This is a genomic window from Thauera sp. WH-1 (genome assembly GCF_047806685.1).
Taxonomy (GTDB): Bacteria; Pseudomonadota; Gammaproteobacteria; order Burkholderiales; family Rhodocyclaceae; genus Thauera.
This window is the reverse complement of the sequence record NZ_JBLQGP010000012.1, coordinates 1-20,996: the sequence shown is the minus strand read 5'-3', so window position 1 is coordinate 20,996 and position 20,996 is coordinate 1. Positions and strand designations below refer to the sequence as shown.

Genomic DNA, 20,996 nt, shown 5'->3' with positions numbered 1-20,996 from the left:
GGCGTCGTCGGCAGGGTGTCGCGGACTCAGAAGGCGCGATGCACGATGTAGTCCGCGAGCTGGGCCAGGCGGGTCGCACGCGCGCCGAAGGGGGCGAGGGTCTGCAAGGCGTCGGCGAGCATGTCCTCGGCCAGGCGGCGCGCGTCGGTCAGGCCGAGCAGGCTGACATAGGTGGGCTTGTCGTTGTCGGCGTCCTTGCCAGCGGTCTTGCCCAGGGTGGCGGTATCGGCCTCGGCGTCGAGAATGTCATCGACGACCTGAAACAGCAGGCCGATCACCTTGGCGTAGTGGTCGAGCCGATCGAGATCGTCGGCCGACAGGCCGGCCCCGGCGCGCGCGCCGAGCAGCACCGCCGCGCGGATCAGCGCGCCGGTCTTGTGCACATGCATGAACTCGAGCTCGGCCCGGCTCAGCTGGAGGCCGACCGAGGCGAGATCAATGGCCTGGCCGCCAGCCATGCCGCGCGAGCCCGATGCGATTGCCAGCTGCGACAGCATGTCGAGCTGGGTCGCGGGGGCGAGGCCGAGCGAGCTGTCGGCAAGCGCCTGGAAGGCGAGCGTCTGCAGCGCATCGCCGGCGAGGAGCGCGGTCGCTTCGTCGTACTCGACATGCACGGTGGGCTTGCCCCGGCGCAGCACGTCGTCGTCCATGCAGGGCATGTCGTCATGGACGAGGGAGTAGGCGTGGATCAGCTCGACCGCGCACGACACACGGTCCAGGTGCTCGGGGCGTGCCGCGGCAAGTTCGCCGGCGGCATGGGCGAGCAGCGGCCGCACGCGCTTGCCACCGCCGAGCACGGCGTAGCGCATCGCCTCGTGCAGGCGCGTCGGTGCAATCGAAGCTTCGGGCAGGACCTCGGCGAGGGCAGCCTCGGTGCGTTGCTGCACCTGGCCCATCCAGTCCTGGAAAGAGAGATGGGAGTGGGGCTCGTTCATTCGCCTGCCTCTTTTGTGTCGCCGCGGAACCCTTCCGCTGCGAAATCGACCAACGTGTCACCTTCGAGAATCCGCACGCGCTGCTCCGCGTCGCTGAGCGTGCCCTGACAGTAGCGCAGCAGGCTTACGCCGCGCTGATAGCGGGCGAGCGAATCTTCCAGCGGGAGATTGCCCGATTCCATCTCCTGGACGATGGCCTCGAGCTCGGTAATGGCGGCTTCGAAGGATTTGGGGGAGGTCGCCGACTTTGGCATGGATGAATATCTGGCGCGGCAAAGGCGGAAAAATAACCGATCGCACGTCTGGCGGTCAAACGGGGGCTGACTTAAACTAACTCGTTTATTTTTCCGGCTTTCTGGTCGCACAAGGGGGGTTCGGGCGTGTCCGACATGGCTTTCAATACCGATCTGGCTCAGGCAGTTTCGCAACTGCCGGTGTCGTGGTACTTCGATGAAAAGGTCTTCGAGCTGGAGAAGAAACTCCTCTTCGATGCCGGTCCGGGGTACGTCGGCCATGAGCTGATGGTGCCTGAAGTCGGCAATTACCGTTCCCTCGAATGGCTGGACCACGCCAAGCTGCTGTTCCGTACCGACGCCGGCGTGCATCAGATGTCCAACGTCTGCCGCCACCGCCAGGCCATCATGCTGCAGGGTAGCGGCACCACCGAGCACGTGGTGTGCCCGGTTCACCGCTGGACCTACAACCAGCAAGGTGAGCTGATCGGCGCGCCACACTTTGCCCAGAAGCCCTGTCTGGGGCTCAGGCGCGATGCGCTCGAGAACTGGCAGGGCCTGCTGTTCAAGGGGCCGCGCTCGGCCAATGCCGACCTTGCCGGGATGGAGGTCGGGCGCGAGCTCGATTTCTCCGGCTACAAGCTCGACCGGGTGCAGATCCACGAGTGCAATTACAACTGGAAGACCTTCATCGAGGTCTATCTCGAGGACTACCACGTCGTCCCCTTCCACCCTGGCCTGGGCAACTTCGTGACCTGTGACGACCTGTCGTGGCAGTTCGGCGACTGGTATTCGGTGCAGAAGGTGGGCATCACCTCGCTTGCCAAGCCGGGCTCGGCCACCTACGCCAAGTGGCACAAGGCGGTGCTCGACTACTACGGCGAGAAAAGGCCCGAGCACGGCGCGATCTGGCTCACCTACTACCCCAACATCATGGTCGAGTGGTATCCGCACGTGCTGGTGGTGAGCACCCTGATCCCGACCGACATCAACAAGACGACCAACGTGGTGGAGTTCTACTACCCCGAGGACATCGTCGAGTTCGAGCGTGAGTTTGTCGAGGCCGAGCAGGCCGCCTACATGGAAACGGCGATCGAGGACGACGACATCGCCGAGCGCATGGATCGCGGGCGGCTGGCACTGCTCAGGGAGGGGCGTAACGAAGCCGGCCCCTACCAGTCGCCCTACGAGGACGGCATGCAGCACTTCCACGAGTTCTATCGGCGGATCATGGAGCCGCACATCGGGCGCTGAGCCCGCGCATCGCGGCGGCGCCGTCAAGAAAAAACCCCGGCAGGCGAAGGGCCTGGCCGGGGTTTGCTCTTACTGTGCCCGTGCAGGCTCAGCGTGCGTCCTGCAATTCCCGCGGCAGCGGGAAGGTCACCTTCTCCGGCACCCCGTCCAGGTTGCGCACCGGACTTCCGCTCAGTGCCTTCAGGCGCGCAATCACCTCTTCGACCAGCACCTCGGGCGCCGACGCGCCGGCCGTGACGCCGATGCGGCGCTTGCCTTCGATCCAGGCCGGATCGATCCCGGCCGCGTTGTCGACCAGATAGGCCGGCACGCCGCGCAGCGCTGCAACTTCGCGTAGGCGGTTGGAGTTGGAGCTGTTCTTCGAGCCCACCACGAACACCACGTCCGCGTGCGGGATCATCAGCTTCACGGCATCCTGGCGGTTCTGCGTGGCATAGCAGATGTCGTCCTTCTTCGGGCCGACGATGCTGGGGAAGCGTGCGCGCAAGGCATCGACGATGGTCGCGGCGTCATCGACCGACAGCGTGGTCTGGGTCACGTAGGCGAGCAGCTCGGGATCGGCCACCTTCAGCGCGGCGACATCCTCGGGCGTTTCCACCAGATGGATGCCGGTCTTCACCTGGCCCATCGTGCCTTCGACCTCGGGGTGGCCCCTGTGGCCGATCATGATGATCTCGCGGCCCTGCTCGCGCATGCGGCCGACCTCGATGTGCACCTTCGTCACCAGCGGGCAGGTGGCATCGAACACACGCAGGCCACGCTTCTCCGCCTCGTCGCGGACGGCGAGGGAGACGCCATGGGCCGAGAAGATGACGGTATTGCCGGTCGGCACTTCATCGAGTTCCTCGACGAAGATGGCGCCCTTGTTGCGCAGGTCGTCGACCACGAACTTGTTGTGCACGACCTCGTGGCGCACGTAGATCGGCGCGCCGAAGCGCGCCAGCGCACGCTCCACGATCTCGATCGCGCGTTCCACGCCGGCGCAGAAGCCGCGCGGGTTGGCCAGCAGGATTTCCTTGTCGTTCATCGTTTCACTTTCGGGTATCAGGTTGGGGGCGCTCGAGGGCATCAGAGGATGCCGATGACCTCGACCTCGAAGCGGATGTGCTTGCCCGCGAGCGGGTGGTTGAAGTCCACCAGCGCCGATTGTTCGTCGATCTCGCGCACCAGGCCGGAGTAGCGTGAACCGTCCGGGGCGGTGAATTCCATGATGCTCATGGCTTCGATCTCCTCGTCCGGCATGTGTTCGCGCTTGACGCGTTCGATGAGCTCGGCACGGTGCGGGCCGAAGGCATTCTCCGGCTCCAGCTCGAACACGTGCCGGGTGCCTGGCGCGAGGCCGACGAGCAGCGTCTCCATCGCCGGCAGCATCTCGCCGGCGCCGAGTTGCAGCGTGGCGGGCGTGGCGTTGAAGGTGCTGATGAGGGGCTGGCCGTTGGGCAGCGAGATGCGGTAGTGCAGGGTGACGAGGCTGTTGGCTTCGATGGTCTGGCTCACGATGGGGCTCCGGCGTGGCGTCAGGGCTGGGCAGGGTGGCCGCGGAACTGGCCCCACAGCATCAGCACGACGCCGACGGTGATGGCCGAGTCGGCCAGGTTGAACGCCGGCCAGCTCCAGCCGGCGTAGTGGAAATGCAGGAAGTCCACCACCGCGCCATGCGCGAGGCGGTCGTAGACGTTGCCGATGGCGCCGCCGATGATCAGCGCAAAGGCGGCGGGCAGCAGCTTCTCGTGGCGGTGCTGGTACATCAGCACCAGCAGCCAGCCACTGATCACCACCGCCAGCACGGTGAAGAACCAGCGCTGCCAGCCGCCATGGTCGGCGAGGAAGCTGAACGCCGCGCCGGGGTTGAAGACCAGCACCAGGTCGAAGAAGCTCGTGACCGGGATCACCTGGCCGTGATGCAGGTTCGCCAGCACGAGCTGCTTGGTCACCTGGTCGAGCACGCCGACCACCACCGCCAGGATCAGCCAGGGCAGCATCAGGGCCAGCGCGCTGCGCGAGTGGGGTGTTGGTTGGGGCGTCGGGTGGGGCGTCGTCATCGTTGCGGTCGCGTCAGGCATGGGCGCGGGTTTCGCCTTCGCCGAACAGGTTGCTCACACAACGTCCGCACAAGGTCGGATGCTCGGCATGGCTGCCGACCGAGTCGACGTAGTGCCAGCAACGCTCGCACTTCTGCGTCGCGCTCGGGGTGGCGACGATGCGCTCTTCGTCCGCACTCGCGGCCTCGCTGAGGGTCGCGGCCGAGGTCATGGTGACGAAGCGCAGGTCCTCGCCCAGGCTCGCCATCGCGGTGAACTTGTCCGAGCTCAGCGCGAGCGCGAGCTCGGCCTGCAGCGAGGCGCCGACCTTGCCTTCGGTGCGCAGCGCCTCGATGACCTTGAGTCCCTCGGCGCGCACCGCGCGGATCGTCTCCCAGCGCGCGATCAGGCCGGCTTCGCCTTCCTGTGCCGGCAGGGCGTGGAAGGTGTGCAGCATCACGCTGTCGGGCTCCTCGCCGGCCTTGGGCGGGTTGAGCACGGCCCAGGCCTCCTCGGCAGTGAAGGACAGGATCGGCGCCATCAGCTTCACCAGCGTCTGGGTGATGTGCCACAGCGCGGTCTGCGCGGCACGCCGTGGGAGGCTGCCGGCGGCGGCGGTGTACAGGCGATCCTTCAGGATGTCGAGGTAGAAGGCACCGAGGTCTTCGGCACAGAACACCTGCAGTGCCTGCACGATGCGGTGGAACTCCATCTTCGCGTAGTCGGCCTCGGCCTGCTGCGCGAGCTGGCGGGTGAAGGCCAGCGCATAGCGGTCGAGGTCCATCCACTGCTCGAGCGGCACCGCATCCTTGTCGATGTCGAAGTCGGCGGTGTTTGCGAGCAGGAAGCGCAGGGTGTTGCGCACGCGGCGATAGACCTCGACGACGCGGTCGAGGATCTCCTTGGAGATCGACAGCTCGCCCGAATAATCGGTGGACGCCACCCACAGACGCAGGATCTCGGCGCCGAGCTTGCCGGTGACTTCCTGCGGCACGACCACGTTGCCGAGCGACTTGCTCATCTTGCGGCCCTGGCCGTCCACCGCGAAACCGTGAGTGAGCAGGCTGCGGTAGGGCGCGTGGCCGTCGATCGCGCAGCCGGTGAGCAGCGAGGAATGGAACCAGCCGCGGTGCTGGTCCGAGCCTTCCAGGTACATGTCGGCGCGCGGGCCTTCCGCGTGGCCGTCGTTGTGCGAGCCGCGCAGCACGTGCTTGTGCGTGGTGCCGGAGTCGAACCAGACGTCGAGCGTGTCGCTGATCTTCTCAAAATGGGCGGCCTCGGCGCCGAGCAGCTCGGAAGCGTCGAGCTTGAACCAGGCCTCGATGCCTTCCTGCTCCACGCGCAACGCGACTTCTTCCATCAGCTCGACGGTGCGCGGATGCAGCTCGCCCGTTTCCTTGTGCAGGAAGAAGGGGATCGGCACGCCCCAGTTGCGCTGGCGCGAGATGCACCAGTCGGGGCGGTTGGCGATCATCGCGTGCAGGCGCGCCTGGCCCCAGCCGGGGTAGAACTTGGTGGCTTCCACCGCGCGCAGCGCGCGCTCGCGCAGGGTCGAGCCGTCGGCGGCGGTCTTGTCCATGCCGACGAACCACTGCGCGGTGGCGCGATACACCAGCGGCGTCTTGTGGCGCCAGCAGTGCATGTAGCTGTGGGTGATCTTGCCGTGCGACAGCAGGGCGCCGACTTCGGCGAGCTTGTCGACGATGGCCGGGTTGGCCTTCCAGATGTTCATGCCGCCGAAGAAGGGCAGGTCGGACACGTACTCGCCGCCGGCCATCACCAGCGACAGGATCTCCTCGTTGCTGCGGCCGTAGGCGCGCCACGAGTTGAAGTCGTCCACGCCATGTGCGGGTGACGAGTGCACGATACCGGTGCCGGCGTCGATGCCCACGTAGTCGGCCAGATACACCGGCGACACGCGGTCGTAGAAGGGGTGGCGGAACTCGATGCGCTCGAGGGCCGCGCCCTTCGCGGTGGCGACGATGCGGCCCTCGAGCTGGAAGCGCTGCAGGGCGGATTCGACCAGTTCCTTGGCCAGCACCAGCAGGCGCTCGCCCGTGTCGACGAGCGCGTAGTCGAATTCAGGATGGGCATTGAGCGCCTGGTTGGCCGGGATGGTCCACGGCGTGGTGGTCCAGATCACCGCGGCGGCGGGCTTGTCGAGCCTCGCCAGGCCGAAGGCGGCGGCAAGCCTCCCGGCATGCTCACCCGAGACCGGGAAGGCGACATCGATGGTCGGCGAGGGCTTGTCGGCGTACTCGACCTCGGCCTCGGCCAGTGCCGAGCCGCAGTCGAAGCACCAGTTAACCGGCTTCAGGCCCTTGAACACGTAGCCGTTCTTCGTCATCTCGGCCAGGGCGCGGATCTCGTTGGCCTCGTTGGCGAAGTCCATCGTGCGGTACGGGTTGTCCCAGTCGCCGAGCACGCCGAGACGGATGAAGTCGGCCTTCTGGATCTCGATCTGCTCGGCGGCGTAGGCGCGACAGAGCTCGCGCACGCGGTCGGCGGGCAGGTTCTTGCCGTGGGTGACCTCGACCTTGTGCTCGATCGGCAGGCCGTGGCAGTCCCAGCCCGGCACGTAGGGCGCGTCGAAGCCGGCGAGCGTCTTCGAGCGCACGATGATGTCCTTGAGGATCTTGTTCAGCGCGTGGCCGATGTGCAGGCTGCCGTTGGCGTAGGGCGGGCCGTCGTGGAGCACGAACTTGGGCCGGCCGGCGCTGGCCTTGCGGATGCGCTGGTAGAGCTTCTTCTGCTGCCAGTCGGCGATCCAGTTCGGCTCGCGCTTGGGCAGGTCGCCGCGCATCGGGAAGGGGGTGTCGGGCAGGTTGAGCGTCTTGCGGTAGTCGGCCATGGCGGATTCGATGTCTTTGGGGTCGGTTCGGTTCTTCGAGTGCCCTGCAGTGCTCGGGGGCGGTCAGGAGTGATCCGGTTGCGACGGCTCGGTCGGGTGAGCCGGGTGCGAGGCGAACCAGGCGCGGGCCGTCTCGGCGTCGCGCGCGATCTGGGCACGTAGCGCTTCGAGCGAGGGGAACTTCTGTTCGTCGCGCAGTTTGTGCAGGAAATGCACGCGAATGTGGGCGCCGTAGCACTCCGCGGTCCAGTCGAACAGGTGCACTTCGAGCCTGGCACGGCCGTTGGCCGTTGCCGTGGGCCGCAGGCCGATGTTGGCCACGCCGGCGATGCGCTCTTGCGCCAGCCCTTCGACGCTCACCGCATACACGCCGGTGAGCGCCGGACGGCGGTGCTTCATCTGGATGTTGGCGGTGGGAAAGCCCAATTGGCGCCCCAGCTTGTCCCCGTGGCTGACACGGCCGGCGATGCTGTAGGGTCGCCCGAGCAGGCGCGCAGCGTGACCAAGATCATCCTCGAGGAGGGCCGCACGCACCGCGGAGCTCGACACGCGCTCGCCGTCCACGCCCAGCGTCGGCATGGCCTCGACCCCGAAGCCGTGGCGGCGGCCTGCTTCCTGCAGCATGGCGAAGTTGCCGCGGCGGCGGGCGCCGAAGCAGAAGTCGTCGCCAATGAAGAGGTGGCGCACGCCCAGTCCGCGCACCAGGGTGTCGTCGATGAAGCTCTCGGCCGATTGCGCCGCCAGGCGGGCATTGAAGCGGCAGACGTAGGTGCGATCAACCCCGGCTGCCTGCAGCAGCAACAGCTTCTCGCGCAGCGAGGCCAGGCGGGCAGGCGCGTCGGCCGGGCTGAAGTACTCGCGCGGATGCGGCTCGAAGGTGAGCACCACCGCCGGCAGGCCGAGCTCGCGGGCCTTTCCGGTCAGCAGCGTGAGCAGGGCCTGGTGGCCGCGATGCACACCGTCGAAGTTGCCGATGGTGAGCACCGAGGCCGTGTCGGCCTGCTCGGGAATCCCGCGGTGAACCTGCATAAGCGCCTGAAAAAGCCGCAATTATAGCGACAAAGCCCGCGTCTGCGGGCTTTGCGGCTGGGGAGCCAGGCGGTCGGCGACGGGTCGCCGCCGGCTCAATCGAGTTGGGCGACGCGCGTCGGCGTGCTCGGCGCGTGCTCCTGGAAGTAGCGCTTGATGCCGCGCATCAAGGCGTTGGCCATCTTGTCCTGGTAGGCCTCGTCGTTGAGGCGGCGCTCTTCCTGCGGGTTGCTGATGAAGGCGGTTTCGACCAGCACCGAGGGGATGTCGGGCGCACGCAGCACGGCGAAGCCGGCCTGTTCGACCTCCGGCTTGTGCAGCCGGTTGACCGTGCCGAGCTCGCCGAGCATGGCGCGGCCGAGCTTGAAGCTGTCGTTGATGGTGGCGGTCTGCGACAGGTCGAGCAGGGTGCGGGCAATGTGGCCGTCCTGGCGAGCGAGATTGACGCCGCCCACAAGGTCGGCGTCGTTTTCCTTCTGCGCCAGCCAGCGTGCGGCCGAGCTCGAGGCGCCACGCTCGGACAGCACGTACACCGAGCTGCCGTTGGCTTCGGGCCGCACGAAGGCATCGGCGTGGATCGACACGAAGAGATCGGCGCGCACACGACGTGCGCGTGCCACGCGCTGGTGCAGCGGCACGAAGTAGTCGCCGTCACGCGTCAGCACCGCGCGCATGCCGGGTTCGGCGTCGATCTTGCGCTTGAGCCGGCGCGCGATCGACAAGGTGACGTTCTTCTCGTGACTGCCGCCACGGCCGATCGCGCCCGGGTCCTCGCCGCCATGGCCGGGGTCGAGGACGACGGTGTATAGGCGATTGACGGCCGCTTCGTTGCGTCCGCCGCGGCGGGCCGGTTCGCGTGGCTGCGCGCGTGCGACCGCGGTGGCATCCTTGCCGTCCTCGCCCATCGCCGCATCCATCGGCGAATCCTTCAGGATCAGCGCCATCAGCGGGTCGTGTTCCTCGGTCGGATGCAGGTCGAGCACCAGGCGGTGGCCGTAGTCGCCGACCGGCGCCAGCGTGAACACCTGCGGATTGACCTGGTTCTTGAGTTCGATGACGACGCGCACGACGCCGGGGCGGTTCTGCCCGGCACGGATCAGGCGGATGTAGGGGTCGGACTCCATGACCTTGGACGGCAGCGACTGCAGCACGCTGTCGAGTCGCACGCCCTCGAGGTCCACCACCAGGCGGTCCGGGTCCTGCACCAGCATGTGGCTGAAACGCAGGGCCGCAGCGCCTTCGAGGGTGATGCGGGTGTATTCCGGCGAGGGCCACACGCGCACGGCGAGCAGGCTGGCCGGGGCGGCGTGGCCGACCGGGCTGACCATCAGCGCAAGCGTCGCGCCGGCGAACTTGAGCAGCTCGCGCCGATTGAGGCTGCGCGCGCGCGCCGGGGCGAGTTCGAGGCCCTGTCCCGCAGCGTCGTGTTCGATCAAGCCGTCCTGGGCGCCGGGTCCGCGCCCTGCAATGTCTTTCCCAGTTCGATCACGCATTTCCGCCCCGCATCCGTGTGTCCGCAAATCTCCGCAAAGCGCCCGTCGGCCTCGGTTCGCAGCCGGATCTCGAGGTCGGGAGCGGGAAGGTAGGGGGCCGCCTTGTCGGGCCACTCCACGATGCACACCCCCGGTCCCGCAAAGTACTCGTCCAGCCCCGCGTCCAGATATTCTTCGGGCGAATTGAAGCGATAAAAATCAAAGTGATATAAGTCTAATCTAGAAACTACGTAAGGTTCAATCAAGGTGTATGTCGGACTCTTCACCTTTCCGGCGTGACCGAGGGCCCGCAGCAGGCCGCGGGTGAGGGTGGTCTTGCCCATTCCGAGGTTGCCCTGCAGCCAGATCCTGAGCCCTGGATGCAGCGCGCGGGCCAGCGCGGCACCCAGCGCCTCGGTGTCGATTTCGCCCGGCAAGTGCGCGCCCACACGGGCGCCGTTATCATCGGCGGCTTGAATCAACTCGATCATGGGAACCTCGCGGGGATGGCGGCTGGACAGGGGAACGGGATGATCAGCGCGCCGGCGTCGTCGCCATTCGACGGCGCGAAGCTTGTTGCGCAAATCAGACAGTGGGGGCTCGAACTGGGCTTCGGGGCGGTCGGCGTCGGCGGTGTGGACCTCACCGACGCCGAGCCCGGTCTGGCGGCCTGGCTCGAGGCCAGTTTCCATGGCGAGATGGATTATATGGCGCGCCATGGCATGAAGCGTGCGCGCGCCGCCGAACTGGTACCGGGCACGCTGCGCGTGATCAGCGCACGCATGGACTACTGGCCCGACGCAGCTCCCGCCGACGCCGCGCTCGCCGATCCGCAGCGCGCCTATGTGTCGCGCTATGCGCTGGGGCGGGACTATCACAAGGTGCTGCGTGCCCGCCTGCAGAAGTTCGCCGAGCGCATCGCGGCGGTGGCGCCGCACCAGTACCGGGTGTTCACCGATTCCGCCCCGGTGCTGGAAGTGGAGCACGCCAGCCGCAACGGGCTGGGCTGGCGCGGCAAGCACAGCCTGTTGCTCGATCGTGCGGGGGGCTCGTGGTTCTTCCTCGGCGAAATCTTCACCGACCTGCCGCTGCCACTCGATGCCGGCGTCGAGCCGCACTGCGGGCGCTGTACCGCCTGCATCGAGGCCTGCCCCACCGGCGCCATCGTCGCCCCCTACCGCGTCGATGCACGGCGCTGCATCTCCTATCTGACCATCGAACTGCAGGGCGCGATTCCTGCCGACCTGCGACCGCTGCTCGGCAACCGCATCTACGGCTGCGACGACTGCCAGCTCGTGTGCCCCTGGAACCGCTTCGCCCAGCTCACGCACGAGCCGGATTTCGCGCCGCGCAATCGGCTCGACAGCGCCACCCTGGTCGAGCTCTTCGCCTGGTCAGCGGCCGACTTTGCCGAGCGCACCGCGGGCAGCGCGATCCACCGCATCGGCCACGAGCGCTGGCTGCGCAATATCGCCGTCGCGCTGGGCAATGCGCCGGGGACGCCCGAGGTGCTGGCGGCGCTGCGCGCGCGCGCGCAGGACGACAGCGCGCTGGTGCGCGAGCATGTGGCCTGGGCGCTCGCGCGCCATGCGGCGGCGGCAACCGGCTAGAATCGGCCGCCCTCCGCCGGAAGCCCCGCAGGGAAGACCCCATCGAATACCCCGTGGAAGACCGCATGGAAGACCGCATCGAAAAGCTCGAGACCAAGCTGATGGCCGCCGAGGATCTGCTCGACGAACTCAACCGCACGGTGTGGCGCCAGCAGCAGGAGCTCGAGCTGCTACGCGAACATGTGCGTCAGCTCGCCCAGCAGGTGAAGACCATCCAGCCCGGTAATCCGCTGCGTCCCGAGGACGAGGTCCCGCCGCACTGGTAAGCGGGTTCAGGCGATCAGCGCCCCGGTGAGCCGCGCCAGGGTGTCGCCGAAGGCACTGGTCAGGATCACCAGCAGCGGCATGCCGTAGCCGAAGCCGTACACCGCTAGCCGGATGCGCCGATGCGCGCTGCCCAGCTCCAGGAAGTGGTCGCACACCAGGCGCACCTTGATGCCCATCACCAGGGCCACCACCACGGTCACGCCGAAGCCGGCTTCGGCCCGGCCGCCGAGACCGGCGCCGGCCACGCTGAGCAGCACCAGCAGCAGCCAGACCAGATCGAGTTTGCGTGTCCCGCTCATGTCGCCCGCCCGCTCATCGCAGCACGTAGAACAGCGGAAAGATCATCAGCCACAGGATGTCGGTCGCGTGCCAGTAGCAGGCGAAGGCCTCCAGCCCGGCGTGCTCGGCGACGGTGTAGGCGCCGCCGGCGGTGCGCGCCATCACCCACAGCATGCCGAGCAGCCCCCAGAACACGTGCACCAGGTGGGTGAAGCTCAGGTAGTAGTAGGTGATGATGAAGACGCCCCCGCTGCCGTCCAGCCCGTGGGCGAAGTTCCAGCGCAGCTCGAGCACCTTGATCAGCGGGTAGCCCAGGCCGAACACGAAGCCGGCCAGCAGCCAGCGCAGGCAGGCAGCCTTGCGTGCCGCCCGCATCGAATGCAGGGCGCGTGCCACGCACCAGCCGCTGGTCAGCAACATCAAGGTGTAGCCGGTGCCGGCGGCGAGCGACAGTTGGCCGGGACCGGCGCGGAAAGCCTCGGGGTGATGGGCGCGGGCGACGAAGTACACCGCGAACAGCAGGGCGAACTCGGTGAGCTCGCAAAAGATGCCCACCCACATCGCCTTGCTGCCGGGAATGCGGCCAGCATGAGCCTGCGCGGGAGTGGGGGCGGGCGCGTTGGTGCGCTCAGGAAAGGCAAGGGAGGCGGTCACTGCACGGGGGCCGGTGGTGTGTTGGAGCCGATCGTCGACATCGACAGGCGCTGGATGAAAGGAATACGCCGGTGCGCAGCCCCGCGCCTTGATCCAGGGTAAATCGTGCGCGCGGGTGCGGCGCCGATTCGATGCGGGTGCGATACTCCCTGTCCTATCCACGTGGAGGTACCAGTCGTGAAAACCGCACTATCCCTTGCCCTGCTGGGCTTGCTGCTGCCCTCGCTGGCGCAGGCCGAGACCGTGGGCAGTGTCGATACCGCCTTCAAGCTCATCGGCCGCAACCACCAGGTCGTCGTCGAGGTGTTCGACGACCCGAAGGTGAAGGGGGTGTCCTGCTACGTGTCGCGGGCGCGCACCGGTGGGGTCAAGGGCACGCTGGGCCTCGCCGAGGATACCGCCGACGCTTCGGTGGCCTGCCGCCAGGTCGGCGAGATCGCGTTTGCCGAGCCGCTGCGAAAGCAGGAGGAGGTGTTCTCCCAGAGCGCCTCGATCCTGTTCAAGAAGATCCGCATCGTGCGCATGGTGGATGGCTCGCGCAACACGCTCGTCTATCTCGTCTATAGCGACAAGCTCATCGACGGCAGCCCGCAGAACAACGTCACCGCCGTGCCAGTGGCGCGCGCCTTGCCGATCCCGGTCCGCTGAGCACGGGGCCGGCGGAGTTGCTCAGGCCGCAGCCACCTCGTTCAGGCTGCACTTGGTGACGCCGAATTCGGTCCGCACCAGCAGCGGGTAGCTTGCGCCGCTGAAGCGGCCGAAACTGCCGATGTTGTATCCGACCACGTAACCGGCGACATGGCCGATCCAGACGCGCCGGCCGACGCGGTAGCCGGCGCGGATCGCACGATTGACGGCAAGCTCGACGCCGCCGTGGCAGGGGTGAGGGCTGTTCTCGCTGCGTTTGCCCTCGATGACGGAGAGGGACTGGGTGCTCATGATGACCTCTGTCGGGGTGCCCGGGGGTGGGCCTGCAAAGCCTTCAACGGCCCGCTTGCTGCGAGCCTGACCCACTTTCCCGCACTGAGCGAAGCAGGGGAGTGATCGTTGTCACGCTCCGGCTCAATTCCTACCGCCCGGGCGGGCGATCATCATCGTGCCGTGACCGGACGCACACCCGCGGCCTGCGTCAGCCGGCGCATTGCGCCGCCAGCCAGCGGCCCTCCGTCTCGACATCGAGATCACCACGGGTGGAGCGCATCGTCACCCGCGTCGTGAAGTACTCCGGACTGTCGATCCGCGCGCGGAAGCTGCCAGTCGCCTCCGGCCCGGTGCAGCGCATCGCCCCGCTCACGGTGTTGCCGCTCTTCACCACCTCGGTCAGCGTGCAGTTGCCCTCGACCTTGCCCGCGTAGATCGCGTCCTGGCGTGCCTGCTCGGGCGTGATGCAGGTGCGCACGGTGCCGTCCTGGCCGAGGCTCACGCCGCGCTGCGCCATCTGCTGCTCGATCATGCGGCGGGTATCGGCGGGCAGGTTCTTGAGCTGCTGCTGCAACTGCGCCATCTGTGCCGACAGGTCGGGCAGGCCGCCCACGCTCAGGTGGGTGGAGCGGAACTCCCACAGGCCGGGGCGGATGTTTTCCACGGCATGGGCGGAAAGCGGGAGGCTGGCGAGGGCCAGTACGACGGCGGTCAGTTGGCGGAGGGGCATGAGGGGCGTCCTGTGGGTGTCGGGGGGAACGAGCGCTCGGCAGCGTGGTTTCAAACTCAGGGGAATTATCTCAGGCCGAAGCGCGAGACGCGGTCCGAGCAAGTGTCTCGATGGTGAGCAAATATGTGTGCTTGAGTGCAAGGCCCGACCCAGACGAAACGCGCTCAAGCGTCCGGTGGAGCCTCGAAGCTGCCGGGCACGCCGAGCAATCCAGGCGAACGCACTCGAGGGGCTCCGATTCATTCAAAGTCGCTAGAATTCCCAGGTCATAGGATGATGACGCACACGCCTCGCTCGGGGGCGGTGAGATCTCGAAACGCAGCGTAAGACGCGCAAGAATCGATCGCCGGGGTGGAGCGAACGGCCGGCTTGGGCGTGCTTCCTCAAGACAGAAATTGATCAGCGGTTTCTTTTTGACTGAGCGCTCTTTGCATGACGACCCAGGAGAAAAAGCATGTTCTCGATCCGCCGCATCAAGTCGCATCTCGCCGCTCTCCTGCTGTCGATGACCGCGGTGTCGGGCGAGGCTGCGTTTTCCAATGTGTTCTTCTTCGGCGATAGCCTGTCCGACACGGGCAACGGCTATACGGCAAGTGGTGGGACTTTTCCCCCCTCGCCCTACCAAGACGGACGATTCTCGGACGGCCCACTGTGGGTGGAGTACCTCGCAAGCGGCCTCGGGTTGCCGGCCGCCTCCGACGCATGGTTGAAGGGTGGCAACAATTTCGCCTGGGCCGGTGCGTACTCGGGCGCCGACGGGGCTGGCGGAGCGGGAACCGGACTGCTCACCCAAGTCTTCGGCCAGTGGCCGCTCATCAGCGGCGGCGCTGCCGACCCCGACGCGCTCTATGTCCTCGGCATTGGCGCTAACGACTTGCGCGAAGCCGTGGGCGCGAACGCCGGCATGGGAGCCGATGACATCGCGTTTCGCAACGGGATCGCCGACGCTGCCCTTGGGAACCTCAGCTTCTCGCTGAATGCGCTGATTGCTGCCGGCGCGCGCAATCTTCTAATCCCCAACGTTCCCGATCTCGGCCTTACCCCCGAGGCGGCTCTCGGAGGCGCGGCCGCGGCCTCCACCCAGGTGAGTACCTACTTCAACGCAATTCTCGCCGACAGCCTCGAGACGCTGCGCAATTCAGTGTTCGCGCCAAGTGTCGTCGAGCTTGATTTCTTCGGCTTGCTGCGCGCCGTGCATGCCGATGCATTGGCCGGTGGCGGCCGCTTCGGCCTCGTCAATGCCGTGCTCCCATGCTTCGCGCCGAATGCCCCGAGCTGTGATACGTCACTGTTCGTGGATGAGCTCCACCCCACGGCAACGTTGCATGAGCTCGCCGGCAGCTTGGCGCTTGAGGCCTTGGGCGTGCCCGAACCTTCGGTGCTGCTGCTCGTCGGCCTTGGACTCGTCCTGCTTGGTAGGCGGTGGCGCCCAGGCTTGCAGGCGACGCCGACTCAACGATGTTGAGCGCAAGGCACCGCGCGGGCTTCGATCATGGGTCTGTTGCGTGGCGACCCGTACCCTCTTGGGCTAGGTGACGGGCAGCGTGTGCGACCCATTGAGCCGGGCGCTTCGTCGCCCCGTAGCGGTTCGCACGATGCCCGCGTGTCAGGGGCACGGCCACGAGGCACTCCACGCCCCTTAGGCAGCGCGGCTTACTTGCTGCGCCTGACTTCGGTCTTGAGGATTTCGGCACCCATGCCCCGTGTTGCGCCAAGCGGCATGGCACGCATGGTGGCTCCTCCTTCAGTCTGCTGGGCGGTCTTGCTTGAACCGTGAGTCGGACGCCACCGCCAGCGCCTTCATGCGGGCGATGGAGGGCGTGATGTCGAGATCGCCGACCCGGAGCAGTTCGGGCAGGCAGGCGGTGTAGTCGCCGATGCCCTTGATCAGGAAGAACAGCCGGTAGGGAAAGCGCTTGGCGAGTGCCAGCACGATCAGCACCACGGCTGCGTAGAAGGCCCACTCGCCGACCGACTCCGCCAGACCGCCCTGTCCGCGAAAGAAGATCTCCACCGGCTCGATCGGCTATCTGTCCGACGCGCTCGAATCGGTGGTCAATCTGGCCGGCGACGGCTTCGCCTTGTGGATGGTGTCCTATGCCCGCCAGCCCGCCGACGACGAGCACCAGTACGGTCACGGCAAGGCCGTGTATTTCTCTGCCGCCTTCGAAGGCGGGCTGATCTTCATCGCCGCGCTGATCATCCTCCTCACCGCGGCCGAGCGGACCTGATCATCACCCACGCCCAACCAAGTCCAACCAAGTCCAACGCGCCCCGATGCACCTGCTGATCATCGAGGACGACCGCACCATCGCCGAGAACATCGACGACTACCTCGAGGCGCGCGGTCACCAGTGCGATTACGCCGACTCGATCGCAGCGGCCTCGGCGCTGCTCGCGCGCACCGGGGTCGATGCCCTCGTCCTCGACCGCAACCTGCCCGACGGCGACGGCCTCGCGCTCGCACGCCGGCTGCGCACCGAGGGGTGTGCGACGCCGATCCTGACACTGACCGCGCGACGCCCTGGCGGACAAGCTGCTCGGCTTCGAGGCCGGTGGTGACGACTACCTGGTCAAGCCCTTCGCCCTGCAGGAGCTCGAGGCGCCGCGCCGCTGGCTGCCGCCGCGCAACGCGCTCCTCGCCTTGATTGCTTCGAACACATTGCGCTGATCCATCATGATCGGTGCGTCGCTTCGCCTGGGGGTCGCCACCTTCATGGCCTTGATGCTTCAGCAAGGTCTGATGGCGACACGGCGCCGAGGATGGAGAGGGCGCTGACCGTAAGCATTCGGGCGGCAAAGTGGATGTTCATAGTGAGGCTGCCCTTGCGTCGTCAGGTGGAAGTGGGCGGCCATGCCGTCCTGAACACTGAAACGAGGCGGAGATTGAAATGTCTCCTGCGCGACGGGCAGGTCGAGGAAGAATTCGGTGGGACGCGGATCCATGACGCACGCTCCTCTTGCCAGGCTGGACGGCCGGGAGGCACGCCACGCGCCCCCCGGCTCCGCTGATTACTTGCTGCGCTTGACTTCGGTCTTGAGGATGTCGCCGGTCACCGGATCGACATCGAGCTCGACGCGGCGCCCCTGTGCATCAATCGCCTTGACCTCGTACTTGTCGCTGTCGTGCTCGATCTTCTCGAAGTCGCGGTAGCCGGCGGATTCCAGCTTGGTCTGCACCTGCTCCATCGTCATCCAGTTGGCCTGGGTGGTCGTGGTGGCCGTGGCGGCGGCGTTCTGCGCGAACGCGGGCACGAACATGGCTCCGGCACCGATGATGCCGCCGGTCAGGGCGAGGGTCGCGATAAGGGTGGTGGCACGCATGATGGCTTCTCCTTCAGTCTGGTTGGCGGCCTTGCTTCGACCGTGATGCCATGCTGCGCCACCGGGCCTGAATGCGTGCTGAAGGGGGTGTTCATGTGGTGTTCATGCGGCGGGCGCCTGCCGGGTCCATGCCCGGCGCCCGGTCGCGTGCAGGACGTATGGCTTTTACGTGCAGCGCGGGCTCGGCCTCTACTGCGGCGACATCGAGGCGCGCGTCGAAGGTGGCGAACTGGGCGAGGTGGTGTGGGGCAACCACGATGCGGTCGACCAGGCGCTCGGCGCGCTGGGTGAGGCGAGGGCGCTGACGGAGTGGTTCGAACGCGACATCGCGCCCTGAAGCCGAGCGCCTTGGCGACCGCCTGCGCCCGGCCCGAACACGCTCACTGCGCGGGCGCCAGCCCGATCATCGACATCAAGTCGGCTGCGGCAGAAGCTCCGCCCCACCACAGCAGCATCACCGAGGCCGCCGCGGCCAGCGTGACCAGGTAGCCGCCGAGCAACATCAGGCCGTCGCGCAGACGCAGCCCCCAGGACATCAGCACGATGGCCAGGGCCGGCAGCACGTTGTCGAAGCTGATGATCGGTACCGGAACCATCATCGACAGCCCGGCGGCCGACAGCATCATCCCGTTGAGGACGCGGGCCGGCCGGTCGCTCAGGGGCAGCAGGCGCGGTCGCCCCCACAAGGCGATCACATTCACAACGCGGCCGAGCATGCGTTCCAGCAAGGCCCGGGCGCGACCGTTCATCTCGCGCCGGGCAAGCCAGCCCGGCAAGGGCACCGGCTGACCGACCAACACGCCGAAGGCGATCAGCAGGCTGAGGGCGCCGACCGCCGAGGCCATGCCGGGGAGTGCAACCGGAAACAGCAGCGGCATCGCCAGCAGGCCCAGCCAGACCACGCGCTGGCGGTTGCTCTGGCCGAGGGCATCGCCCATCGTGCCGTTCATCGATGCGAGCTGTGCCCCGGCGATCCGTTCGACGGTCGTCCGGCGTTTGTCGTTCATGGATTCTGCCCCGGAAGATGGCTGGCTGTTCTCGTCTCTCACGATCATCCCAATAGCGCGCTTGCCGATCCTGCACCGAAGCCCAGGTCGATCGGCAAGCGCTAGACTTGTTGCCGTCTTGCTCATTCGGACTCCCGATGAAGTTTCACAGTTCCACGCGGGTGCGGCGTGCCTGAAGACCTGCAGCCCCGGCCCCCCGGAGAGGCCTTCGCGCCGTCCGCCTCGATCCCTGTCCCTCGGCTCGATGCTGCGTCGCCGCTGCTGTTCGTGATCAACGCCGCTGCGGGCGCCCATGATATCGAGGCCAAGCGTGCGGTGATCGAATCGGCCCTCGCCGCGTGTGGGCGCAAGGGCGAGTTGCTCGTCTGCCAGCCCGAAGAGCTGCCACGCGTGGCCACCGAGGCCGCGACGGCGGCGCTGGCGCGCAGCACGGCGGTGGTGGCGGTCGGCGGCGACGGCAGCCTGAGCACGGTGGCGCGCGCGGCGCACGCGGCCGGTTGCGCCATGGGCGTCATCCCCTACGGCACCTTCAACTACTTCGCGCGCGCGCACGGCATCCCCACCGAGCCGCTCGCCGCCGCACGCCAACTGCTGGATGCGCGTCCCACGCCGATACAGGTGGCTTCGATCAACGAGCGGGTCTTTCTGGTCAATGCCAGCCTCGGCCTCTACCCGGACCTGCTGCAGGACCGCGAGGCCTTCAAGGCACGCTTCGGCCGCAGCCGCTGGGTGGCGTTCGTGGCGGCCGTCGCAACGCTGCTGCGCGCGCAGCGCCGGCTGCGCCTGCACATCGAGACGGGCGCCACGGTGCGCGACGTGCAGACGCTGACGCTGTTCGTGGGCAATAACCCGCTCCAGCTGCAGCAGTTCGGGGCTGAACCGGAAGACACCGTCCCGGGAACGCCCGGCGACGGCAGCCTCGCCGCGCTGGTGCTGCGGCCGATCGGGACGCTGGCGCTGCTGGGGCTGATGGTGCACGGGGCGATGGGCCGGCTCAGGGAGGCCGCCGGGGTGGAGAGCTTCGAATTCACGCACATGGTGGTGAGGCCCACGCTGGCGCCGGGACACCGCAAGGTGGTCGTGGCCTGCGACGGCGAGGTCACGCGCATGCGCACGCCGATCGACATCCGCGTGCTCGACACGCCCCTGTACCTGCTCCGACGCGATGACGCCGCGGACACGACCCCCGCGCCCCGGACGGTCCCATGAGCGTCCTGCTGCATCTCTCCGACACTCACTTCGGCACCGAACGCGCGCAGGTGGTCGAGGCCCTCCTCACGCTGACCGCCCGTGAGCGGCCCGAGCTTGCGGTGCTTTCGGGAGACATCACGCAAAGGGCGCGGCCTGCTCAGTTCCGCGCCGCGAAGGCCTTCGTCGAGCGCCTGGGCGCGCCGGTTCTGGCCGTGCCGGGCAACCACGACATTGCGCTCTTCGATCTGTGGGCGCGCGCGACACGGCCCTACGCGCGCTACGTCAGCGCCTTCGGGACCGAACTCGAGCCGGTGCATGCGTCGCGGGACCTGCTCGTCGTCGGCGTCAACACCACGCGCGCCTGGCGGCACAAGCACGGCGAGGTGTCCCCGCTGCAGATCGATCGCGTGGCCGCCGCGCTGAGCGAGGCCCAACCGCAGCAACTGCGCGTGGTGGTCGTGCATCAGCCGGCGGCCGTGTGCCGGCCCGAGGACCGCAGGCACCTGTTGCGCGGCCACCATGCCGCCTTGCGGGCGTGGTCCGCAGCCGGGGCCGACCTCGTGCTGGGCGGACACATTCACCTGCCCTACACGCTGGCGCCGGCCGGCCTGGCGCGCCGGCTCTGGGTGGTCCAGGCCGGCACCGCCGTGTCCGCGCGCACCCGACCCGGGGGGCCCAATTCCGTGAATATCGTGCGCTGGGGTGGGGGAAGCGGCTGGCGCAGCGCAGGTTCGCCGGGCGAGGACGCGGGGCGCGGGGACTGCATCATCGAGCGTTGGGACTACGCGCCCGATGCGCAGGCCTTCGTCCTCAACACCTTCACCCGGCTCACGCCGGAGCGTGCCTGAGCTCAAGCTTGCCCAAGCGCCACCGGCTGCCAGCCGCGGCCGGCATACTGCCTGCTGCCGGCGAATGGCCGACGTCCCGCGCCTGAGCGCGGCGGAATGGGCGCTGCTGAAGCACGGCCTGATGGCGCTGCCGCCCGATCATCTAGCGGCGATCCGGCGCAAGATAAGCAAGATGGCGCTGGACGGGGAGCGTATCAATCGGACCCTGGCGGGAGGGCCACTGCGGTCATCAAAGTCGGCACGCAGTTATCCGAACGGGATGACCGCTTACTCTTTTCATCAACTCACACTATCGGCCATCAGGAGACATAGCGGCTGAGAAATTTCCTCCAACGCGAACGGCGGGTAACCGATCTGGGACTGGTCATCG

Annotated in this window: 25 protein-coding genes and 1 pseudogene; 10 read left to right on the top strand and 16 right to left on the bottom strand. The window is 67.4% G+C overall.

Annotated elements, in window-relative coordinates:
* Positions 1-26: 26 nt before the first annotated feature.
* Positions 27-935, bottom strand: coding sequence for a polyprenyl synthetase family protein (locus tag ACMV5O_RS12675; RefSeq protein ID WP_416163792.1), 909 nt, complete (start codon positions 933-935; stop codon positions 27-29).
* Entirely contained in the window at positions 932-1,189 is a 258-nt protein-coding gene (locus ACMV5O_RS12670; protein WP_416163791.1) for an exodeoxyribonuclease VII small subunit, read from the bottom strand. The genes ACMV5O_RS12675 and ACMV5O_RS12670 overlap by 4 nt, the downstream gene beginning before the upstream one ends.
* Positions 1,190-1,324: 135 nt before the next feature.
* Between ACMV5O_RS12670 and ACMV5O_RS12665 the strand changes: the two genes are divergently transcribed.
* On the top strand, positions 1,325-2,422 hold the full coding sequence (locus ACMV5O_RS12665) for an aromatic ring-hydroxylating oxygenase subunit alpha (protein ID WP_416163790.1): 1,098 nt from the start codon (positions 1,325-1,327) through the stop codon (positions 2,420-2,422).
* 88 nt (positions 2,423-2,510) lie between these two features.
* Here ACMV5O_RS12665 and ispH read toward each other — a convergent pair whose 3' ends face one another.
* From ispH to tsaE, 7 genes are all read right to left on the bottom strand, one after another.
* The gene (ispH, locus tag ACMV5O_RS12660) at positions 2,511-3,449 is read right to left on the bottom strand and encodes a 4-hydroxy-3-methylbut-2-enyl diphosphate reductase (RefSeq protein ID WP_416163789.1); all 939 of its coding nucleotides are present in this window, start codon (positions 3,447-3,449) and stop codon (positions 2,511-2,513) included.
* A gap of 41 nt (positions 3,450-3,490) precedes the next feature.
* Positions 3,491-3,919 (bottom strand): FKBP-type peptidyl-prolyl cis-trans isomerase, encoded by a 429-nt coding sequence (locus ACMV5O_RS12655; protein ID WP_416163788.1) that lies wholly within the window; start codon positions 3,917-3,919, stop codon positions 3,491-3,493.
* 20 nt (positions 3,920-3,939) lie between these two features.
* Positions 3,940-4,404: a signal peptidase II gene (lspA, locus tag ACMV5O_RS12650; RefSeq protein ID WP_416163901.1), complete on the bottom strand. Its 465-nt coding sequence runs from the start codon at positions 4,402-4,404 to the stop codon at positions 3,940-3,942.
* A gap of 73 nt (positions 4,405-4,477) precedes the next feature.
* Positions 4,478-7,294, bottom strand: a complete 2,817-nt coding sequence (gene ileS, locus ACMV5O_RS12645) for an isoleucine--tRNA ligase (protein ID WP_416163787.1) — start codon at positions 7,292-7,294, stop codon at positions 4,478-4,480.
* Positions 7,295-7,357: 63 nt separating this feature from the next.
* Positions 7,358-8,323, bottom strand: coding sequence for a bifunctional riboflavin kinase/FAD synthetase (locus tag ACMV5O_RS12640; RefSeq protein ID WP_416163786.1), 966 nt, complete (start codon positions 8,321-8,323; stop codon positions 7,358-7,360).
* A gap of 95 nt (positions 8,324-8,418) precedes the next feature.
* Complete coding sequence (locus ACMV5O_RS12635) at positions 8,419-9,651, bottom strand: N-acetylmuramoyl-L-alanine amidase (RefSeq protein ID WP_416163900.1); 1,233 nt, start codon at positions 9,649-9,651, stop codon at positions 8,419-8,421.
* A 104-nt stretch (positions 9,652-9,755) separates the two neighbouring features.
* Positions 9,756-10,286 carry a tRNA (adenosine(37)-N6)-threonylcarbamoyltransferase complex ATPase subunit type 1 TsaE gene (tsaE, locus tag ACMV5O_RS12630; RefSeq protein ID WP_416163785.1) on the bottom strand — a complete coding sequence of 177 codons (531 nt, stop codon included), beginning with the start codon at positions 10,284-10,286 and terminating at the stop codon, positions 9,756-9,758.
* 39 nt (positions 10,287-10,325) lie between these two features.
* Here tsaE and queG point away from each other — a divergent pair, with 39 nt between their 5' ends.
* Both queG and ACMV5O_RS12620 read left to right on the top strand, forming a co-directional pair.
* The gene (gene queG, locus ACMV5O_RS12625; protein ID WP_416163784.1) at positions 10,326-11,405 is read left to right on the top strand and encodes a tRNA epoxyqueuosine(34) reductase QueG; all 1,080 of its coding nucleotides are present in this window, start codon (positions 10,326-10,328) and stop codon (positions 11,403-11,405) included.
* 65 nt (positions 11,406-11,470) lie between these two features.
* Positions 11,471-11,671, top strand: coding sequence for a SlyX family protein (locus ACMV5O_RS12620; protein ID WP_324538105.1), 201 nt, complete (start codon positions 11,471-11,473; stop codon positions 11,669-11,671).
* 6 nt (positions 11,672-11,677) lie between these two features.
* On the opposite strand, the gene ACMV5O_RS12615 is transcribed toward ACMV5O_RS12620, so the two are convergent.
* Together ACMV5O_RS12615 and ACMV5O_RS12610 are read right to left on the bottom strand one after the other, a co-directional pair.
* Positions 11,678-11,971: a cytochrome C oxidase subunit IV family protein gene (locus ACMV5O_RS12615; RefSeq protein ID WP_416163783.1), complete on the bottom strand. Its 294-nt coding sequence runs from the start codon at positions 11,969-11,971 to the stop codon at positions 11,678-11,680.
* A gap of 13 nt (positions 11,972-11,984) precedes the next feature.
* A complete protein-coding gene (locus ACMV5O_RS12610) occupies positions 11,985-12,512 on the bottom strand; it encodes a cytochrome c oxidase subunit 3 family protein (RefSeq protein ID WP_324538116.1) in 528 nt (175 codons plus the stop codon).
* A gap of 270 nt (positions 12,513-12,782) precedes the next feature.
* On the opposite strand from ACMV5O_RS12610, the gene ACMV5O_RS12605 reads away from it, so the two are divergent.
* Positions 12,783-13,253 carry a CreA family protein gene (locus ACMV5O_RS12605; protein ID WP_416163782.1) on the top strand — a complete coding sequence of 157 codons (471 nt, stop codon included), beginning with the start codon at positions 12,783-12,785 and terminating at the stop codon, positions 13,251-13,253.
* Positions 13,254-13,274: 21 nt separating this feature from the next.
* On the opposite strand, the gene ACMV5O_RS12600 is transcribed toward ACMV5O_RS12605, so the two are convergent.
* Together ACMV5O_RS12600 and ACMV5O_RS12595 are read right to left on the bottom strand one after the other, a co-directional pair.
* Positions 13,275-13,544, bottom strand: coding sequence for a hypothetical protein (locus tag ACMV5O_RS12600; protein ID WP_416163781.1), 270 nt, complete (start codon positions 13,542-13,544; stop codon positions 13,275-13,277).
* Between the two features lie 190 nt (positions 13,545-13,734).
* Positions 13,735-14,256 (bottom strand): DUF3617 domain-containing protein, encoded by a 522-nt coding sequence (locus ACMV5O_RS12595; RefSeq protein ID WP_416163780.1) that lies wholly within the window; start codon positions 14,254-14,256, stop codon positions 13,735-13,737.
* 454 nt (positions 14,257-14,710) lie between these two features.
* Here ACMV5O_RS12595 and ACMV5O_RS12590 point away from each other — a divergent pair, with 454 nt between their 5' ends.
* Positions 14,711-15,721 carry an SGNH/GDSL hydrolase family protein gene (locus ACMV5O_RS12590; RefSeq protein ID WP_416163779.1) on the top strand — a complete coding sequence of 337 codons (1,011 nt, stop codon included), beginning with the start codon at positions 14,711-14,713 and terminating at the stop codon, positions 15,719-15,721.
* A 279-nt stretch (positions 15,722-16,000) separates the two neighbouring features.
* On the opposite strand, the gene ACMV5O_RS12585 is transcribed toward ACMV5O_RS12590, so the two are convergent.
* Complete coding sequence (locus ACMV5O_RS12585; protein WP_416163778.1) at positions 16,001-16,270, bottom strand: hypothetical protein; 270 nt, start codon at positions 16,268-16,270, stop codon at positions 16,001-16,003.
* Between ACMV5O_RS12585 and ACMV5O_RS12580 the strand changes: the two are divergent.
* Positions 16,269-16,481: pseudogene (locus ACMV5O_RS12580) on the top strand (cation diffusion facilitator family transporter); the annotation flags it as partial. The gene ACMV5O_RS12585 and the pseudogene ACMV5O_RS12580 overlap by 2 nt on opposite strands.
* A 52-nt stretch (positions 16,482-16,533) precedes the next feature.
* Positions 16,534-16,818, top strand: coding sequence for a response regulator (locus ACMV5O_RS12575; RefSeq protein WP_416163777.1), 285 nt, complete (start codon positions 16,534-16,536; stop codon positions 16,816-16,818).
* 450 nt (positions 16,819-17,268) lie between these two features.
* Here the strand turns inward: ACMV5O_RS12575 and ACMV5O_RS12570 are convergent, their stop codons facing one another.
* Positions 17,269-17,580 (bottom strand): PepSY domain-containing protein, encoded by a 312-nt coding sequence (locus ACMV5O_RS12570; protein ID WP_416163776.1) that lies wholly within the window; start codon positions 17,578-17,580, stop codon positions 17,269-17,271.
* Between the two features lie 169 nt (positions 17,581-17,749).
* Between ACMV5O_RS12570 and ACMV5O_RS12565 the strand changes: the two genes are divergently transcribed.
* Positions 17,750-17,917, top strand: coding sequence for a hypothetical protein (locus tag ACMV5O_RS12565; protein ID WP_416163775.1), 168 nt, complete (start codon positions 17,750-17,752; stop codon positions 17,915-17,917).
* Between the two features lie 43 nt (positions 17,918-17,960).
* On the opposite strand, the gene ACMV5O_RS12560 is transcribed toward ACMV5O_RS12565, so the two are convergent.
* The gene (locus tag ACMV5O_RS12560; RefSeq protein ID WP_416163774.1) at positions 17,961-18,587 is read right to left on the bottom strand and encodes an exopolysaccharide biosynthesis protein; all 627 of its coding nucleotides are present in this window, start codon (positions 18,585-18,587) and stop codon (positions 17,961-17,963) included.
* Between the two features lie 168 nt (positions 18,588-18,755).
* On the opposite strand from ACMV5O_RS12560, the gene ACMV5O_RS12555 reads away from it, so the two are divergent.
* On the top strand, positions 18,756-19,796 hold the full coding sequence (locus ACMV5O_RS12555; RefSeq protein ID WP_416163773.1) for a diacylglycerol/lipid kinase family protein: 1,041 nt from the start codon (positions 18,756-18,758) through the stop codon (positions 19,794-19,796).
* A complete protein-coding gene (locus ACMV5O_RS12550) occupies positions 19,793-20,626 on the top strand; it encodes a metallophosphoesterase family protein (RefSeq protein WP_416163772.1) in 834 nt (277 codons plus the stop codon). The genes ACMV5O_RS12555 and ACMV5O_RS12550 overlap by 4 nt, the downstream gene beginning before the upstream one ends.
* The last annotated feature ends 370 nt before the right edge of the window (positions 20,627-20,996 follow it).

Bases quoted from the DNA above. Each gene is read 5' to 3' on its own strand.
- ACMV5O_RS12675 (WP_416163792.1), bottom strand. From the start codon at position 935: ATGAACGAGCCCCACTCCCATCTCTCTTTCCAGGACTGGATGGGCCAG.
- ACMV5O_RS12670 (WP_416163791.1), bottom strand. From the start codon at position 1,189: ATGCCAAAGTCGGCGACCTCCCCCAAATCCTTCGAAGCCGCCATTACC.
- ACMV5O_RS12665 (WP_416163790.1), top strand. From the start codon at position 1,325: ATGGCTTTCAATACCGATCTGGCTCAGGCAGTTTCGCAACTGCCGGTG.
- ispH (WP_416163789.1), bottom strand. From the start codon at position 3,449: ATGAACGACAAGGAAATCCTGCTGGCCAACCCGCGCGGCTTCTGCGCC.
- lspA (WP_416163901.1), bottom strand. From the start codon at position 4,404: ATGCTGCCCTGGCTGATCCTGGCGGTGGTGGTCGGCGTGCTCGACCAG.
- ileS (WP_416163787.1), bottom strand. From the start codon at position 7,294: ATGGCCGACTACCGCAAGACGCTCAACCTGCCCGACACCCCCTTCCCG.
- ACMV5O_RS12640 (WP_416163786.1), bottom strand. From the start codon at position 8,323: ATGCAGGTTCACCGCGGGATTCCCGAGCAGGCCGACACGGCCTCGGTG.
- ACMV5O_RS12635 (WP_416163900.1), bottom strand. From the start codon at position 9,651: ATGGTCAGCCCGGTCGGCCACGCCGCCCCGGCCAGCCTGCTCGCCGTG.
- tsaE (WP_416163785.1), bottom strand. From the start codon at position 10,286: ATGATCGAGTTGATTCAAGCCGCCGATGATAACGGCGCCCGTGTGGGC.
- queG (WP_416163784.1), top strand. From the start codon at position 10,326: ATGATCAGCGCGCCGGCGTCGTCGCCATTCGACGGCGCGAAGCTTGTT.
- ACMV5O_RS12620 (WP_324538105.1), top strand. From the start codon at position 11,471: ATGGAAGACCGCATCGAAAAGCTCGAGACCAAGCTGATGGCCGCCGAG.
- ACMV5O_RS12615 (WP_416163783.1), bottom strand. From the start codon at position 11,971: ATGAGCGGGACACGCAAACTCGATCTGGTCTGGCTGCTGCTGGTGCTG.
- ACMV5O_RS12610 (WP_324538116.1), bottom strand. From the start codon at position 12,512: ATGTGGGTGGGCATCTTTTGCGAGCTCACCGAGTTCGCCCTGCTGTTC.
- ACMV5O_RS12600 (WP_416163781.1), bottom strand. From the start codon at position 13,544: ATGAGCACCCAGTCCCTCTCCGTCATCGAGGGCAAACGCAGCGAGAAC.
- ACMV5O_RS12595 (WP_416163780.1), bottom strand. From the start codon at position 14,256: ATGCCCCTCCGCCAACTGACCGCCGTCGTACTGGCCCTCGCCAGCCTC.
- ACMV5O_RS12590 (WP_416163779.1), top strand. From the start codon at position 14,711: ATGTTCTCGATCCGCCGCATCAAGTCGCATCTCGCCGCTCTCCTGCTG.
- ACMV5O_RS12575 (WP_416163777.1), top strand. From the start codon at position 16,534: ATGCACCTGCTGATCATCGAGGACGACCGCACCATCGCCGAGAACATC.
- ACMV5O_RS12570 (WP_416163776.1), bottom strand. From the start codon at position 17,580: ATGCGTGCCACCACCCTTATCGCGACCCTCGCCCTGACCGGCGGCATC.
- ACMV5O_RS12560 (WP_416163774.1), bottom strand. From the start codon at position 18,587: ATGAACGACAAACGCCGGACGACCGTCGAACGGATCGCCGGGGCACAG.
- ACMV5O_RS12550 (WP_416163772.1), top strand. From the start codon at position 19,793: ATGAGCGTCCTGCTGCATCTCTCCGACACTCACTTCGGCACCGAACGC.